The organism is Ezakiella peruensis (assembly GCF_900215725.1).
GTDB lineage: Bacteria > Bacillota > Clostridia > Tissierellales > Peptoniphilaceae > Ezakiella > Ezakiella peruensis.
This window is the reverse complement of sequence record NZ_LT962470.1, coordinates 85,361-101,687: the sequence shown is the minus strand read 5'-3', so window position 1 is coordinate 101,687 and position 16,327 is coordinate 85,361. Positions and strand designations below refer to the sequence as shown.

The following is a 16,327-nucleotide window of genomic DNA, read 5'->3' as shown; positions in this document are numbered from 1 at the left end:
GTACAAAAAACCAGAGTCCAAATCTGGACTCTGGCAAGAAAGGAAAACTGAAAAATGTTTTGTTTTTATGCGAGTGATCCCATTGGGTCCCATGGTTTTAGGACTACTGGATCTTTGTCATAGGCTTTTTGCATGTCCTTTGACAGGTATTTTTTGTTGACGACTGCTTGGTAGACGTATTTGTCAAACCAGTCATCTGTCATGGTGTAGTGGCCCTTGTAGCCAAATTTATCTCCCCATGAGTTTTCAACTTTAAATCTTAATGACTTGCCGTCTTTGACTTCAACACCTGTGAAGGTCATGGCGTGGGTCATTTGTGATTGATAGTAGTCAAGGGCGTCGGCCTTTGATAGTTGTAAGTCTATACCAAAGAGTTCGTCATAGTTGGAAATCTTTGTGTCGAGCATGGCTCTGCCGTCTTCGCTAAATGAATCTTTGCCAACGTCGCAACCAAACCAAACTGGCATGCCATCTTTTAATTGGGCGAGGACTGCTGCCTTTAAATCTTCGATGGCTAGGTTCAAGTGCTTTACTTCCTTGCCTTCGATGACATTGCCCAGGTATTTTATGGTGTAGGTCTTGCCAAATGGTTTGTCTTCAGTTGGAGCGTTGATGAGGGATACATAATCGTCGATTTCCATTTCCACATATTTTTCAAAGAATTTTTGTGGGTTGAGATTTTTGTCTTCGATTAGCTTGTTGTCTTTATCGTAAGCTATGAAGTCAAATTTTTCTGGCAATCTGCCGAGTGTTGCAGTCAAGACATTGTAAACGCCTTGGAGGGCTTCTTCTTTAATGGCAGAGATTTCTTTTTTACTCTTGCCTTCGCCCACAGCTTTTCTTATATCAACTGTGTATTTGTGAAGGACCTTTACCAGGTATTTGTTGAGCTCTCTTGTATTGGATGAGCTTGTGCTTTCTGGATAAGCGTATTTTGGAACGAGTCCGTACTTTTTAACCAGGTTTACAAACATATCCCATTGGCCGCCGTCACCTAGGACTTCACCCATGAGGTATTGGACTTCTCTATCGTCGATTGGGTCCTTGGCTTTTTGGGTCATGGCTTCCAAATAGTAGTTGGCCCTTTCGAGTTTGTCGCAGAATAAGGTGTAGGACTGTGAAAATTCAAAATTTTCTAGATTCAACTTCTTCATAACGATATTTCTCATAACATTCATGGAAGCAAACATCCAGCAGCGGCCGCTAGCCTTTTGGTTGGTGATTTCTCCATTTTTGATGTCGTTGTTAAAGTTAAAGGGCTCGTCTTTTAGTCTGTTTATGTCCACTACAACTTTGTTTAGTGGATTGTATGAGCCGGCGTTCATGCGGACAAGATTGGACTTGTCTTTTAAAAACTCTGCTTCATATTCATTTATTTTATCTATGCTTAATTGTTTCATATAAACCTCCTACGATTCCCAAGGCATCAGTTTGACTGGGTCTTTTGTAAAGGCCTTTAGTTCTTCTTCATTTAAAAATTCTTTCTTAGGAATTATTTCATAAGCGAAATTGTCAAACCATGCTTCATCCATAATCAAATAGCCGCCTATGCCAGCCTTTGTGCCCCATGAGTTTTCAACTTTAAACTTAAGGCCATCAGCTGATTTATCGTAGCCGACGATTACCATGGCGTGAGTGCCGTATGATTCTATGGTTTCAAGTCTTTCGACCTTGGTGCATTCGGTATCTATACCAAAGAGAGCATCTCTATTTAATAAATTGTAGACCATGTGGCCTGTGCCAAGTCCATCGCGTGAGATTAGGGAGTCCTTGCCAACGTCGCAAGCAAACCAAACTGGCTCGTCAGCATCGATCATAGCAATGATGATTTCCTTCATCCTATCTGTAGAAACGTTTACATATTGGAGGCTGCCCCCAAGTCTTTGTTGGATGAAGTCGCGTTCATAAAGAACGTTTTCTTCTTTATTTTTGCCAGGGTAGTTGCCAAGTTCAACGTATTTGTTGATGTCTTGGGCTACGAATTCGTTGAAAAATTCCTTTGGAGAAATATTTCTGCGTTCGATTAATTCTCCGTCCTTGTCCTTTAAAATGAGGTCAAATCTCTTTGGTGGTAGGCCAAGGGAAATGGCTGTGATTTTGTAGACGTCTTTTAGGGCCTCGTCTTTAATCTGATCGATTTTTTCTTCCTTGCCATCTTTATATGCATTTCTAATATCTTTGGCAGCAATTTTTAGACGCTTGTCAAGGTTATTTATAATAAAGTTGGTGCATTCGACATTTTTTGTATCAGGATAAACGTATTCAGGTACGATCCCGTACTTATTTATCAGCCTTGAAAATGTTGTCCACCAAGCTCCATCGCTTGCTGCCCATTGAAGGACGGCTTGATTTAGTCTGTCATCTAAATCCTTGTCTTTGAGTCTGATGACATCTTCTAAGAATTGGTTGGCCCTTTCAAGTTTGTCATAAAAGTACAAGTACTTGTGTGAAAATTGAATGTCAGCAAGCTTTAATTCCTTCATCATTTCCACCCTAATTGTATTTAAACCTGCGTACATCCAGCAGCGGCCGGATTGCCTTTGGTTTGTCATTTTACCGATCTTAAGCTCTTTTGAGAATACATTCGGATTTTTTTGGAGCAATTGACTGTCCACGGACGCATCCATTATTCCAACAGTAGCTACCATATTTTGTGCGGCCAGGCTAAAATTTTCGTCGTAAGATTCTTGAAATTTTTTGATCCTGGATTTGGTAATTTCTTTTTCCATAAGTTCCTCCTTTTTAGTATAATTGATAAATTAATTGATAAATTTCATCAACAAGTTAATTATAGCACTATGAATTTTATAATACAAGTGTTTCGACATTCGAAATACAAATGAAAAATAAAATTTCTTTTAAGCACAAAAACACAAGTCATAAAGACAAAAATAAATTTTCTTTCTATAGAGAAACATAAAGGGCTGAACTTATAAAATACAAAAGATTAACAAAGCTAATTAAAATCATAAAAATATTTCATAAAATTTTATAATTTTTTTATAAATTTTCTTGTTTTATGTTTGTCGCTGTGTTATGATAAAGATATAGAAGGAGATTTTTAAAAAAGGAGAGGATACAATGAACAATATTTTTAGTATTGTAAAAGCTATTTCAAATTTTCTATGGGACAATATTTTAGTCTACGCCCTGCTGGGAACAGGTCTATATTTTACAATTAGACTTGGCTTTCCACAGATAGTAAAATTTGGAAGAGCAATGAAAGAAGCTTTTGGAGGAGTTTTTACCAAGAAGGCTGACAAGAAAAAACCTGATGAAGCAGGTGAAGTTACATCCTTTGCAGCACTTGCAACTGCAATAGCCGCCCAAGTTGGAACCGGTAACGTAGCCGGTGTTGCTACAGCAATTATGGCAGGCGGACCAGGAGCAGTATTTTGGATGTGGATGTCGGGAATTCTAGGCATGGGTACGATTTTTGCAGAAGCGGTACTCGCTCAAATCTACAGGGAAGAAAAAAATGGGTCCATTTACGGTGGACCTTCATATTATATGTCCAAGGGAATCAAAAATAAAAAACTTGGTAAGGTCTTGGCGACTTTGTTCTCAGTGTTTATAATTTTGGCCCTGCCACTAGCAGGCAATATGGTTCAGTCCAATTCAATTTCAACTTCACTGGAAACCGCCTTTAACATTCCACCTGTCGTGGTGGGTGCCGTACTTGGAGTACTTGTACTTTTGATTGTGGCCGGCGGCATCGAAAGAATTTCAAAAGTTGCAGAAACTGTCGTACCTATTATGGCCCTAGTATTTATTATTGCAGGTTTTGCAATTATCTTTAAGTTTAGGGCAAATCTTGGCAACACTTTTAAGCAAATTTTTGACGGAGCCTTTGGAGTTAATGCGGTGGCTGGCGGTATGATTGGTGCAACCATGAAGCAGGCCATGAGACTGGGTATTGCTCGTGGATTATTTTCCAATGAGGCAGGTATGGGTTCAACCCCACACGCTCACGCAGTTGCAGACGTACCTCACCCAGGCAATCAAGGTTTAGTAGCTATAGCTGGAGTTGTTGTAGATACACTTATTATTTGCACCATGACAGCTCTTATAATCTTGCTACCAGAAGCCCACATGGCTGCAGCAGCCGATGGATCTATCCACGGGCCAGCAGTTACACAACTCGGTTTTACTATAGCTTATGGAAGGGCAGGAGAAATATTTTTAGCAGTTTCGCTCTTGTTCTTCGCCTTTACAACCATTATTGGCTGGTATTATTTTGGTGAATCCAACATTATGTATCTGTTCGGAAAAAAAGCTCTGACACCATTTAGAATTTTGGTTGGCCTTGCAGTATTTGTAGGGACCTTAATTCCAGTGGCTACAGTTTGGGATTTATCGGACTTCTTTAACGCCCTAATGGTTCTGCCAAACGTAATTGCAGTTTTGATACTCTCAAATGTAGTTGTCAAATCCAAAAAAGAATTTGATTTGTTAGATAAAAAATAATTTTTCATAATTTTCTTAAATCGGACCATGTATAAGGGTCCGATTTTCTATATATAAAATTGGGTATAAATGTTATGAAAAGATAGAAAATCTTTTTAAAATATATCTTTTAAAGGAGGCTATGATGAAAAATTTAAGAAAAGTTCTAGCAATCCTGCTGGCAGCTCTTTTAGTTTTACCAGCTTTTACAGTTTACGCTGAGGGCGATAAGTCAGCAGAAAAAAATGAAGATAAGAAAGAATTTGTAGGAAAACCTATTATAGGGGTTTTTACAATTGGAGAAAGGGATTATAAAAACAATGAAGTAAATGACATGATGGATGCTGCAGCCTACATGAAAGGTGAAGAATTAATGCTCCCAATCAGATATATCGCCAAAGTTATTGGCTATGATGTTCAGTGGAATGCAAAGACAAGGACCATTATACTTTCTGACAATGACAATATAATTGAATTTTATGTAGATAGCAAAATCCTTAGAGTTAACAAGCAAAAGATAGATACTGAGCCTAACTTTGAAGTAAGGGACGGCAGAACTTATGTATCTATTTCAAATATTAGAGACCTCCTAGAATTATCTAAAAATAAAGAAATTCTGTGGGACGAAGAAGCAAAGACCATTAGTCTAATCCTAAAAAAATAAAAATTAATTTTTATCCGCAGCTTAGAGGCCTGCGGATTTTTATTTGATAAAGGGTTTTCTAATTATCATTTGAATTTAAACCTGACTTGTGCTATAGTTAATTTATAATATTTTAGGAGGTATCCATGGAAAAATTTCGTTTAGAATCTGACTCAGTTGGAGAAAAGCAAGTTCCAGCTGATGCTCTGTACGGCGTTCAAACATTAAGAGGTTATGAAAACTTTAGAATTACACATTCATCTTTGCACCCAGCAATGATCAAGGCTCTTGGCCAAGTTAAAAAGGCTTGTGCTATCTCAAACTTTGAAGCAGGCGTTATGGAAGAAAAGGTTAAGGATGCAATTGTAAAGGCTTCTGACCAAGTTATAGAAGGAAAATTTGACGAAGAGTTTATTGTTGACCCTGTTCAAGGTGGTGCAGGTACAACTGCCAACATGAATGCAAATGAAGTCATCGCAAACCTTGCTGAACGTGAATTTGGCAATGAGCCAGGCAAGTATGAGTTCGTACATCCAAACGACCATGTAAATATGGGCCAATCAACCAACGACGTTTACCCAACAGCTGGTAAGCTAGGGGCAATTGCTCTTGCTGATAGCATGATTAATGAACTTGGACTTTTAATTGAAAGTTTTGACCACAAGGCCAAAGAATTTGATCACATTGTAAAGATGGGCAGGACCCAACTTCAAGACGCAGTTCCAATTAGATTGGGCCAAGAATTTGCAGCCTACAGGGATGCCTTAAAACGCGATGTCGTTAGAATTTCAGATGCTATCGAAGCAATTAAAACTGTAAATATGGGCGCTTCTGCAATCGGCACAGGAATTAATGTTGACACAGATTACCTAGAAAGAATCGTTCCAAACCTATCAAAGATCACAGGCTACGAACTTCACCAAGCTGAAGACTTGGTTGATGGTACACAAAACTTAGACGTGCTCTCAGCCTTATCAAGTGCTCTTAAAACTTTGGGCCTAAGTCTATCAAAGATTTCAAACGATTTAAGACTTATGAGCTCGGGACCACGCACAGGTATTGGAGAAATTAATTTACCACCAAAGCAAAATGGTTCATCCATTATGCCAGGCAAAGTAAATCCTGTTATTCCAGAAGTTGTTAGCCAAGCTGCATATTTGGTTGCAGGTAATGACACAACCGTTTCCATGTGTGTAGAGGCTGGTCAATTTGAATTAAATGCCTTTGAACCAGTTTTATTTAAATCCCTCTACGAATCAATCGAAGCCCTCACAGGTGCTATGAATACTCTAAGAGTAAATTGCGTAGACGGAATTACAGCTAACGAAGACCGTATCGAAGAACTTCTTGGCAGATCAGTCGGTATGATCACAGCCCTTGTACCACACATCGGCTACAAACCATCTGCAGCTATCGCTAAGGAATCACTGAAGACCGGTGTTCCAGTTCGTGAAATTATCCTAAGAGATAAGATTATGACAAATGAAAATCTAGATGAAATTTTAGATGCTATGGAACTTACAAAACCAGGCATTGCTGGCAAGCACTTGCTGGATGAAAAGAAAAATTAATTTATAAATTTAATTGCCTCCTCTGGGGGCAATTTTTTTGTGGTAATAATTCTTTGGCCAAGACACCTTGCATTCTTGTATTTTTATTTCTTCTATGGTAAAATTAGTGAGTAGAAAGGTGAAGATTTTGGAAAAATATATTGTAAAAGGCACAGGCCCTTTGAGTGGCCAAGTTAGGGTGAGCGGAGCAAAAAATGCAGCCCTTCCTATCATGTGTGCCACAATTTTATGTGATGGCGAAGTCATCTTAGAAGACATGCCAAACTTAAAAGACGTTGAGATTTTATCAGAGGTGCTAAGAGGCCTTGGTCTAGTTATAGACAGGCTTGATGAGCATACCTATAAATTTGATGCAAGAAATATTACAAATACAACTACTGGCCCTGAGCTTATGAGCAAGATGAGGGCGAGTTTTTGTGTCATGGGACCTCTTCTTTCAAGGATGGGTCACACCGCAAATGCACTTCCAGGTGGTTGTGCAATCGGAACCAGACCAATCGATCTTCATTTAAAGGGCTTCAAAGCCCTGGGAGCAGATGTGGTAACCGAACACGGCATGGTTACAGCCGAATGCGAAAAGCTGGTTGGGACTGAAGTTTATCTGGACTTCCCAAGCGTTGGCGCCACACAAAATATAATGATGGCGGCGACTTTAGCAGAAGGCGAAACCATTATAGATAACGCTGCTTGCGAACCTGAAATTGTAGACTTGGCAAACTTTTTAAATAAAATGGGGGCTGATGTCAGAGGGGCGGGCACATCCATTGTAAAGATTAAGGGTGTTGACAAACTCCATGGGTGTAGGCACCAAATTATTCCCGACAGGATTGAAGCGGGAACCTTTATGATTGCGGCAGCAGCTGCAGGTGGCAATATCGTTGTAGAAAATGTAATTACCAGCCACATGCGTCCTGTAATTGCAAAGCTCAGAGAAGCTGGAGTTATCATCCATGAAAATGGAGATTCCATAAATGTTATAGCAGATAAAAAAATATCTGCCTTTGATATAAAGACTTTGCCATATCCTGGTATGCCAACAGACATGCAGGCTCAGTTTATGGCACTGGCTGCAATATCAGAAGGCACGAGTGTTATTATAGAAACAGTTTTTGAAAATAGGTTTATGCACGTTGACGAGCTAAACCGTATGGGAGCGAATATTCGCATTGATGGCAAAAATGCCATCGTCCAAGGTGTCAAGAAGCTCCGTCCAGCCAAGGTAAAGGCCACTGACCTCAGATGTGGGGCAGCACTTATTATAGCGGGCCTGACCGTTGATGGCGAGACAGAAATTTCCGATATTTATCATATTGATAGGGGCTATGAACACTTGGTAGAAAAGTTTAAAGGCATTGGCGCAGATATAAGGAGAGAGGGATAAGATGGCGTTTTTTCTTAGAAATGATGTGGGTATAGACTTGGGTACAGCTAGTGTCTTGGTCTATGTAAAGGGAAAAGGCATAGTCTTGCAAGAACCATCGGTTGTTGCAATTGACCAATATACAAATAAATTTTTAGCAGTTGGCGAAGAAGCCAGGAAGATGCTGGGCAGGACCCCAGGCAATATTGTAGCGATCCGTCCTTTGAAGGAAGGCGTAATTTCCGACTACAATGTAACCGAGCGCATGCTCAAATATTTTATTGGAAAATCTTTGGGAAGGACCTTGCTCAAGCCAAGACTAATCGTCTGTGTCCCATCTGGTTGTACAGAAGTTGAAAAGAGAGCTGTTATTGAAGCGGCCAATGAAGCAGGCGCTGTTAAGACCTACTTAATTGAAGAACCAGTTGCAGCAGCTATCGGTGCGGGCTTAGACATCACCGCTCCAACAGGCAATATGGTCGTAGATATCGGCGGCGGCACAACTGACGTAGCTGTAATTTCTTTGGGCGGCATCGTTGTCTCCAGGAGTATAAAAGTTGCTGGCGATAATTTTGACGAGGCCATCACCAGATTTGTAAAGAAAAAACACAATATGATGATTGGTGAACGCACAGCCGAAGAACTCAAAGTAAAGATCGGTTGCGCTTATCCACTTGAGGAAGAAGAATTCTTGGAAATCAAGGGCAGAAATATGGTTTCAGGCCTGCCAATGAACGTGGTTGTATCTTCAAACGATATGCTTGAAGCCCTTAAAGAACCTGTCCAAGAAATCCTAGAAGCAGTTCACTATGTCCTTGAAAGGACACCACCAGAATTGGCAGCGGATATTTCTAACCAAGGTATTATTATGACAGGGGGCGGAGCCCTACTTCGCGGACTGCCAAATATTATCGAAGAAAGGACAGGCATCCAAACTCGTGTGGCCGAAAATGCAGTTGAATGCGTTGCTATCGGTACGGGCAAGAGCTTGGAATGGATGGAAATTTTGGACAAGTCCAACGCTACCAAGTCACAAGTTGGCAGATACAAGAAATAGTTATAAAATTTATCTATAAGGTGGGCTCACCTTATAGATTTTTTTTATTGGAATAAAAGCTTAAGCTTTGTTATTATTATTTTATGAGGGAATTTATTTACCAAGCTGAATTAATTAAAAAAGTTAACAGTAAAAAGAGGGTTGTCGAGAGGTTTTTGGGCTTTACCGATAGGCCGGCTCCAAAAGTTATCCAGAAAAAAATTGATCAAGAAATGGAAAATGTACCAGATCTTCTGGATGTATTTTATAATTACAAGATCGTTGGCGATGAGATCAATATGATTTATTCTGTTGGTCCTAAGTTTGAAGAGCGGATAGATCTCCTGGTTGAGGACGGCCAGGCCATGAACGCCATGATTGTGGATAAGATCGGGGTAATTTGCCTGGATGTGATCAGGTCTTTTATAGTAAAAGAAGTAAAGGCCAAATATCAGAAGACCCCATATAAGTATTTTTATCCTGGCGGCAAGGACTATGGGATTGATTTGCAAGCTGACATCCACCAGATGATGGATACGGGCTACATAAAGATAAACGATTATCATCAGCTCTATCCCGTAAAGTCAGTTGCCCTTAGGGCCAAGCTAAAAGATGCGGAAGCAGATGACATGGAGAAAGAGGGATCTCCTTGTGACGCCTGCGATTTTAAATGCGATATGAGAGGAGCAATGGATGAATAAATATTTAGAGAATATCAAAAACGCCGTGGTGGACATGGATGAGGATAACATTATAGACCTGATCGACCAGGCCCTGGCAAATGGCGTTAGCGATGAAGAGATTTACAACGAAGGCTTATCCGGAGGCATGCTTGCTGTTACCAAGCTTTTTGAAGACGAAAAATATTATGTATCAGAGGTTATAGTTTGCGCTGATACTTTGAACAAGGGCGTTAAATACTTGCAAAAAAAGTTTAACCACGAAATGAAAAAAGACGGACCCAAAATTGTAATTGGCGTTGTGGAAGGTGACCTACACGAAATTGGCAAAAACATCGTAAAGATTATGTTTCAAGCTGCCAATTTTGATGTTTACGATTTGGGCCTCAATGTAAAGGCCGAAGACTTTGTCAAAAAAGCTGAGGAGGTTGGGGCAGATTTCATTGGCTTATCGACAATGATGACCACCACAATGCACAATATGGAAAAGGTGGTAAAATTAAATCAGGGCAAGACCCCGCTCATAATAATCGGAGGTGGACCCATCAGCCAAAGCTTTGCCGATGAAATTGGTGCAGACGGTTACTCCAAAAATGCTGTTGAGGCTGTAGAACTCGTTAGGAGGCTGACCAATGGACTTTAGAAATATGACACTTATGGAATACATCACATCGGAGCCCAGGCGATTTTTTTTGACAGACCTGGGAACCAACGGATTAAAATTTGTAAATAAAAAAGTCTACGAGGTCTACGAAAACCCTGAAGTCCAATTTGAAATGGCAAAAATTTTGGACCAAGAATTTCCAGGCGACTTTGTCTATCCCTTAAGCGATGGAAATATTATTAGCGAGACCCTGGGCGTCAAGCTCTTAAAACCCGATTACGATTTTCCAAGCCCACTTGAGCACAAGGTTTTAACAATCGAAGATGTTCGGGCCCTAAAAGTTCCCGACCCCAAAAAAGATGGGCGGATGCCGACAAATTTAAAATCACAAAATCTAATTGCGACTGGGATTGACAAGCCCCTTTATGTATCGATTTTTGGGCCCTTTACATTGGCAGTTCAACTGGCAGGTGCAACCCATCTTTTGAGAGAGCTAATAAAAAACAAAGACTTTGTGGTTGAGCTCTTGGATTTTACTTGCCAATGCGTTTGCACTTACGCCAAGGCCGTTGTAGAGGCTGGTGTAAAATACATGTCAATTGCTGAGCCGGCGTCAGTTACCTTGAGTCCAGAGAACTTCCGCGAGCTCGTTTTGCCGCGATTAAAATCGGTCTATGAATCCGTCGACTGTTGGAAGCAGCTCCACATTTGCGGAGACACCAGAAAATTTTTGCCCATTATGATTGAGTCGGGCCCAGATGCTATTAGCCTGGACCAAATTATGGATCTAAAATCAGCTGTAAAAATTTTCCCAGACGACATGGTCTTGGTTGGTAACATTGATCCCATTGATATAATTGGCCGTGGAAAGATTGAAGATGTGGAGAGGGTGACTTATAAGCTCCTTGAAGACCTGGAAGCCTATCCAAACTACATGGTCGCTTTTGGTTGCAATGCGCCAAATGATGCACCAGATGAAAATATCAAGAGGGCCATTGAAATAACAAAATCATACATGACAAAATTTTAATTACATGCAGGTTGGAGAGATCCGCCTGCATTTTTTATTTGAAAAATTTCTGCCTATAAGTTTTTAAACTTTTCTGCTATAATGAAGGCAAGGTGATAATATGGATTTAATACAAACTCGTAGGTTCTTTCACACTTTTCCAGAAATTGACTTTGAAGAAGTGAGAACGACAAAAGAAATTATAAATATATTAAAAACATTCGACTGCAAGATTTTTTACGGGCGAAATCTCTACAAGGACCAGGGCTTTACAGATGATAAAGACCTTTTATCCAAAGACTTACAAAATGGAATGACTGGTGCCATGGCAGTAATTGGCAAGGGCCCATATATCTTCATGCGGGTGGACATAGATGGACTCCCTGTTAGTGAATCAGAAGATGACGACCACCTGCCGGCCAAGGAGGGTTTTAGAGCGGAGAAAAATATGCACGCCTGCGGCCACGATGGTCATATAACGCTGGGGCTTGCCATGGCAGAATATTTTGCTGACAACAATATCTCTGCAAAGATTCTTTTCCAACCAGCAGAGGAAGGCGTTTTGGGATCAGTTAAGATGGATTTGGATTTTATAATGGCAGAGACCACTTGTGCACTTGGCTTTCATATTGGCCTGGGTCAGCCCCAAGGGACAATCGGAGTTGGCAGTACAAATTTTGTGGCTGCCCAAAAACTCGATTTAATTTTTCATGGTCGCCCAGCCCACGCCTGCAACAGTCCACAAGACGGAGCGTCTGCTTTTACAATGGCGGCAGCCTTTGCACAGATGGCGGCAGAACTTATAAACGACAGCCGCGGCCGCAAGGTTTTAAATATTGGCCAGGTCCACGGAGGCCAGGCCGATAATATTGTAATGAAAACTTGCAAACTAGGCATTGACTCACGGGCAGTCGAAAGCTATCTGGTGGATGAAATGCTGGTTAATATTGAAAAAATAGCAGCTGGAATCAGCCAGGCCAGAGAGGGGTCCTATGAAATAATTTTTAAAGGCAGGTCCGAAAGCTATCATGAAGAAGATTTTGATTTGGTTGATAAGATTTCAAATGCCTTAGAAGAAAACAATATAAGGACGACCAAGCTTCCTGATTTTGGTGCCAGCGAAGACGTTACCAGGTATTTAAATTACGCTAAATCAAATGGCCACAAGGCTCTGCATTTGCTACTGGGAGCCAAACTCGCCGGCCCCCACCACTCCGACAAATTTGACTTCGACGATAGCAATTTAGAATTTTATTTTGAGTCTTTAAAGATTGTGGCCAAAGAAATGCTGGAAGAGGTAGAAATTAATTAAGATTTTGAAATATTAAAAGGGATACATTATTAGTTTTTTTAAGGAGTGATGAATTTTTATGGATAGAAATTTAGTTACTAGAAAAAATATAATAGATTTGATATTAATTTACTGGGGTGCAATGACAGGAGTATATATTGTTTTATATCTAAATCAAAATATAGTTTTGAAATGGCCTCTAATATATAGGATGCTTGGAGTAATAGCCTCCTATTGGATTATCGCTTTGGTACCCATACTTATCATGGCTCGGACAGATGACAAACTCTCTGCATATGGATTTACGAAAACTTTTATAAGCAAACAGGTGCTTTTAGGAATATTTGCAGGGCTTATTATGTCTTTTGCTTTAACCTTGCTTCCACATTTAATGGGTTTGGGGAAATATGTGGATAATGGTCGCCGCTATAAATATTTTTGGCAGTTTATGTATGAGTTTCTCTATTGTATATTTGCTGTAGGAGCGGTCGAAGAATTTGTTTTTCGAGGGCTTATCTATGGCAAGATAAGGAATATTTTTAGTGGAGAATGGCCAGCAATTATTTTATCCTCAATACTTTTTGGCTTTTTTCATATTTTTTCTGGAAATTTGATTCAAGTAATTGCAACAAGCATACTGGGACTTATATTTTGTTTGATTAGATTAAAAATTTCAGGAATTACAACTTTGTCATTAATATTTGCTCACGGGGTTTACAATGCCATGATTTCTGTCTGGGCATCAATATTTTTCAAAGTGCTATAGATATAAAAAAATATAAGATATAGAGTCTTTTATGTTTTTAAATAGAAAAAAGGAGATATAAATGGGCGGGATGGTTTGTAGTATATGTAAGAGTATAATCGTTGATCATGACGGAAGTGTTGTATATGATGTTTTTACCAAAGATATATTAAATGAATATAATAGCAAATACCTAAAATTAGAAAATCCAAAACTCTTGGATATAACATATTATAGCGATTATGAATTAAGTAATTATTATTTTTGGAAGTGCAACAAGTGTCAAGCAGTGTATGTATGGAATCTTATAAATGATGACAGCTTTAGTTTTCATAGAAAAACTGAAAGTATTGATAAGAATATAGATTTAGAAGCAATTAAAAGCATGACTGAACTATTTATAATAAATAACAACGATAATATAGATGACCTATTTATAAAAGATTTATTTGTAAGAAATCCATTTAGACCTTATAAGTATTATATTTCTAAAGATTTAAAAGTAGTGTATATAATTAATACAGATATAAATTGTCTGGATAGGATTTATGAAAGGGATTAAGAATCTGTTTATCCCACACAAAAAGCGAGAGTTCTGCTCTCGCTATTTTTATATTATATTTCTTTAAGGCCGTTGGGATTTAACTCGTAGATTTTGTCGCAGGCTTGGGTCAGGAAGGACCTGTCGTGGGAGATTGCAAATATTGCTCCTTTGAAGTCTGCGAAGACGGAGTTGAGCTCGTCGATCGAGAGGGGCGAAAAATTTCGCGTTGGCTCGTCTAAGAGCAAGACATTTGCACCGTCCAAATCCAGTTTGGTCAAAATTATTTTTGCCCTTTGTCCTGGACTTAAATCGCCCATCTTGCGATTGATTTCTTCCTTGGAAAATTTCACGCTGGATAGGTAGGTCATAATCTTCGTCCGCTCGTCCTTGGTCCCGTCCACTGATAAAAATTCGTAGGCGGTCTGATTGTAATCCAAAATTTCCCTGTAGTCCTGGGGCATGGCGCCAAGCTTTATATCATTCCGATTTTTTAATTCTTCGGTCAGCTTTCGAAAGAGTGTAGTCTTGCCAACCCCGTTTTTACCAACTATGCCAATCTTATCTTGGCCGTAAAAATCTAAATTAATATTTTTCGACAAAATATTTTCGCCGATTTTTAGCTCATAGTCTACCAGATTTATTATGGGTTTGGCTGCTGGCAGGGGCTGGTAATTGGAAAACTTAATTAAAATCTTGTCCTCAGCTTCTGGAATTTCTAAAAAATTTTCCGCTTCCCTTTCAAAACGCCTCCTGGTAGACTTGACTGCGTGCATCTTCTTGGCCAGTAATCTGCCGCCAGCTGGGTCAGCCCGGCTGATGACCTTTTGCTCGTGGTCAACTCTTTGGTAGATTTGCTGGAGCCTCTCCATCCGCTTTTTATAATCGGCTCTTTGTTTGTTGGCGATCATAAGGTCTGATGCGTACTTGCGATTTTTCCTGTCTATAAAGTCTTCGTAGGCTATGGGGACAAAGGTCGAAGTTTTTCCCAGATGGATAATGCCTTCAGCTGTAGCCTTTAAAAGTTCCGTGTCGTGGGAGATAAATAAAATCGCTAAGTCCGAATGCCTTATAAAATCCTCCAGCCAATAGACGGTTGCCAGATCCAAGTCATTGGACGGCTCGTCTAAAAGCAATAGATCAGGTTCAGCCATTAGGATTTTCACCAAAGCCAGTTTGATTTTCTCACCGCCAGATAGCTTTTTAATTTGTGTATCGCGACTTATAAAATCATAATCAAGACCAAGGTCATCCAAAATTCCATAAATAATGGAGTGGTTGATTTCGCCCAAATATTCGCTAACAGATAAATCATAATAGGCGTCCAGATTTTGTGGCAAGTATCCAGTCGCAAAAGAATTTTTAATTGATCCTTCCACTTCCAAGTAATCTTGTATGGCGGGGTCCTTTAAAATGCATTTTAAAATCGAAGACTTGCCGGCTCCTTCTTCGCCGATAATGGCGATTTTGTCGCCAGGGTTTACCACAAAGGACAAGTCTTTTACCAAGACTTTTAAGTCCCTTAGGTTTCTTATAGATAAATTATTAACTTGTAACATATTTCCTCCTTATTATTTTTATAAGGCGGATTTGTTGGACACAAATTCCGCGTCTGTTTTGATCTGTGCCCTCATTTGAAGGCTCTTAAGCCATAATTGTCATCTTGACACTTCCTTTCTGTAAATGATAACTTTATTATAGCACTCTAAAAGACCTTTTACAAATACAAATTCTATTTGACAAATTATTAAAAATCATTTATAATAATAGCTCATGGAGAGATGGCCGAGCGGTTGAAGGCGCCCGCCTGGAAAGCGAGTATACGCTTAAACGTATCGAGGGTTCGAATCCCTCTCTCTCCGCCATGGTGCAAGACGGGGGGCTAGCGGTTCCTTGTAATCTGCAATCCGCTGTAGCAGAGTCTGACTTTTTTGAGGGCTTTTTGTGGTCGGATGCTATTGTGGCATCTTGGTGTTGATACATTGGACCTATATGCAACGTAAAGTGCGCCGAACCTCGTCAGGTCGGGAACGAAGCAGCGATACGCGTTTCTTTCGTGTGACATATAGCCATCCGTGAGGAGCCAAGTGCCATGGTGGGCACGGTTGCAAATGTTCGATTCTAAGTCCGCACCTTACATATTTAAGAGCGAAAGCTCTTTTTTTATTGCATTTTTTTATTTTCGCTTCTCAATTTTTATTTAAAATCTTCAGGCCTTCAATCTTCAAAGGGCAGAGAATTATTTTTATAAAATGCAATTTACCTTAGGATATCAAAGGCCTTTCATTTTGGAAAAAATTTCTTGATTTTAATTTATTTTTTATTTGCATTTGCAAATTTTATTTAAGTTTCTCCAGGTCTTTAAACTTTTGAGGGCAGAGTATTGTATTTTTAAAATGTA

The 16,327-nt window shown here is 39.6% G+C and carries 14 protein-coding genes, 1 tRNA gene and 1 other RNA gene; 13 read left to right on the top strand and 3 right to left on the bottom strand.

Annotated features, from left to right (window positions below):
- Positions 1–65: 65 nt before the first annotated feature.
- Both CUU59_RS05400 and CUU59_RS05395 read right to left on the bottom strand, forming a co-directional pair.
- Entirely contained in the window at positions 66–1,400 is a 1,335-nt protein-coding gene (locus CUU59_RS05400; protein ID WP_099950980.1) for a C1 family peptidase, read from the bottom strand.
- A 9-nt stretch (positions 1,401–1,409) separates the two neighbouring features.
- Positions 1,410–2,729, bottom strand: a complete 1,320-nt coding sequence (locus CUU59_RS05395; protein WP_099950979.1) for a C1 family peptidase — start codon at positions 2,727–2,729, stop codon at positions 1,410–1,412.
- Between the two features lie 352 nt (positions 2,730–3,081).
- Here CUU59_RS05395 and CUU59_RS05390 point away from each other — a divergent pair, with 352 nt between their 5' ends.
- The 11 genes from CUU59_RS05390 to CUU59_RS05340 all read left to right on the top strand — a co-directional run bounded on the left by CUU59_RS05390 (position 3,082) and on the right by CUU59_RS05340 (position 13,947).
- Positions 3,082–4,467, top strand: coding sequence for an alanine/glycine:cation symporter family protein (locus CUU59_RS05390; protein WP_099950978.1), 1,386 nt, complete (start codon positions 3,082–3,084; stop codon positions 4,465–4,467).
- A gap of 124 nt (positions 4,468–4,591) precedes the next feature.
- Positions 4,592–5,110 carry a copper amine oxidase N-terminal domain-containing protein gene (locus tag CUU59_RS05385; RefSeq protein WP_169922867.1) on the top strand — a complete coding sequence of 173 codons (519 nt, stop codon included), beginning with the start codon at positions 4,592–4,594 and terminating at the stop codon, positions 5,108–5,110.
- A 125-nt stretch (positions 5,111–5,235) separates the two neighbouring features.
- Complete coding sequence (locus CUU59_RS05380) at positions 5,236–6,660, top strand: aspartate ammonia-lyase (RefSeq protein ID WP_099950976.1); 1,425 nt, start codon at positions 5,236–5,238, stop codon at positions 6,658–6,660.
- Positions 6,661–6,787: 127 nt separating this feature from the next.
- Positions 6,788–8,041: a UDP-N-acetylglucosamine 1-carboxyvinyltransferase gene (gene murA / locus CUU59_RS05375; RefSeq protein ID WP_099950975.1), complete on the top strand. Its 1,254-nt coding sequence runs from the start codon at positions 6,788–6,790 to the stop codon at positions 8,039–8,041.
- Between the two features lies 1 nt (position 8,042).
- Positions 8,043–9,077, top strand: a complete 1,035-nt coding sequence (gene mreB / locus CUU59_RS05370) for a rod shape-determining protein (protein WP_099950974.1) — start codon at positions 8,043–8,045, stop codon at positions 9,075–9,077.
- Positions 9,078–9,160: 83 nt separating this feature from the next.
- Positions 9,161–9,757 carry a hypothetical protein gene (locus CUU59_RS05365; RefSeq protein ID WP_099950973.1) on the top strand — a complete coding sequence of 199 codons (597 nt, stop codon included), beginning with the start codon at positions 9,161–9,163 and terminating at the stop codon, positions 9,755–9,757.
- Positions 9,750–10,379, top strand: coding sequence for a cobalamin B12-binding domain-containing protein (locus CUU59_RS05360; RefSeq protein ID WP_099950972.1), 630 nt, complete (start codon positions 9,750–9,752; stop codon positions 10,377–10,379). Before CUU59_RS05365 ends, CUU59_RS05360 begins: the two co-directional genes overlap by 8 nt.
- Complete coding sequence (locus CUU59_RS05355) at positions 10,369–11,370, top strand: uroporphyrinogen decarboxylase family protein (RefSeq protein WP_099950971.1); 1,002 nt, start codon at positions 10,369–10,371, stop codon at positions 11,368–11,370. Before CUU59_RS05360 ends, CUU59_RS05355 begins: the two co-directional genes overlap by 11 nt.
- 100 nt (positions 11,371–11,470) lie before the next feature.
- A complete protein-coding gene (locus CUU59_RS05350; RefSeq protein WP_099950970.1) occupies positions 11,471–12,661 on the top strand; it encodes an amidohydrolase in 1,191 nt (396 codons plus the stop codon).
- Positions 12,662–12,719: 58 nt separating this feature from the next.
- Positions 12,720–13,406, top strand: coding sequence for a CPBP family intramembrane glutamic endopeptidase (locus tag CUU59_RS05345; RefSeq protein ID WP_099950969.1), 687 nt, complete (start codon positions 12,720–12,722; stop codon positions 13,404–13,406).
- Between the two features lie 61 nt (positions 13,407–13,467).
- Positions 13,468–13,947: a hypothetical protein gene (locus CUU59_RS05340; RefSeq protein ID WP_099950968.1), complete on the top strand. Its 480-nt coding sequence runs from the start codon at positions 13,468–13,470 to the stop codon at positions 13,945–13,947.
- Between the two features lie 53 nt (positions 13,948–14,000).
- Here the strand turns inward: CUU59_RS05340 and CUU59_RS05335 are convergent, their stop codons facing one another.
- Positions 14,001–15,485 (bottom strand): ATP-binding cassette domain-containing protein, encoded by a 1,485-nt coding sequence (locus CUU59_RS05335; protein ID WP_099950967.1) that lies wholly within the window; start codon positions 15,483–15,485, stop codon positions 14,001–14,003.
- 216 nt (positions 15,486–15,701) lie between these two features.
- On the opposite strand from CUU59_RS05335, the gene CUU59_RS05330 reads away from it, so the two are divergent.
- Positions 15,702–15,791: transfer RNA gene (locus CUU59_RS05330), tRNA-Ser, on the top strand.
- An RNA gene (ffs, locus tag CUU59_RS05325) (signal recognition particle sRNA large type) lies at positions 15,792–16,061 on the top strand.
- Positions 16,062–16,327: the final 266 nt, after the last annotated feature.

Excerpts from the sequence above, each read along its gene's own strand:
- CUU59_RS05400 (WP_099950980.1), bottom strand. The coding sequence starts at position 1,400 with ATGAAACAATTAAGCATAGATAAAATAAATGAATATGAAGCAGAGTTT.
- CUU59_RS05395 (WP_099950979.1), bottom strand. The coding sequence starts at position 2,729 with ATGGAAAAAGAAATTACCAAATCCAGGATCAAAAAATTTCAAGAATCT.
- CUU59_RS05390 (WP_099950978.1), top strand. The coding sequence starts at position 3,082 with ATGAACAATATTTTTAGTATTGTAAAAGCTATTTCAAATTTTCTATGG.
- CUU59_RS05385 (WP_169922867.1), top strand. The coding sequence starts at position 4,592 with ATGAAAAATTTAAGAAAAGTTCTAGCAATCCTGCTGGCAGCTCTTTTA.
- CUU59_RS05380 (WP_099950976.1), top strand. The coding sequence starts at position 5,236 with ATGGAAAAATTTCGTTTAGAATCTGACTCAGTTGGAGAAAAGCAAGTT.
- mreB (WP_099950974.1), top strand. The coding sequence starts at position 8,043 with ATGGCGTTTTTTCTTAGAAATGATGTGGGTATAGACTTGGGTACAGCT.
- CUU59_RS05365 (WP_099950973.1), top strand. The coding sequence starts at position 9,161 with ATGAGGGAATTTATTTACCAAGCTGAATTAATTAAAAAAGTTAACAGT.
- CUU59_RS05360 (WP_099950972.1), top strand. The coding sequence starts at position 9,750 with ATGAATAAATATTTAGAGAATATCAAAAACGCCGTGGTGGACATGGAT.
- CUU59_RS05355 (WP_099950971.1), top strand. The coding sequence starts at position 10,369 with ATGGACTTTAGAAATATGACACTTATGGAATACATCACATCGGAGCCC.
- CUU59_RS05350 (WP_099950970.1), top strand. The coding sequence starts at position 11,471 with ATGGATTTAATACAAACTCGTAGGTTCTTTCACACTTTTCCAGAAATT.
- CUU59_RS05345 (WP_099950969.1), top strand. The coding sequence starts at position 12,720 with ATGGATAGAAATTTAGTTACTAGAAAAAATATAATAGATTTGATATTA.
- CUU59_RS05340 (WP_099950968.1), top strand. The coding sequence starts at position 13,468 with ATGGGCGGGATGGTTTGTAGTATATGTAAGAGTATAATCGTTGATCAT.
- CUU59_RS05335 (WP_099950967.1), bottom strand. The coding sequence starts at position 15,485 with ATGTTACAAGTTAATAATTTATCTATAAGAAACCTAAGGGACTTAAAA.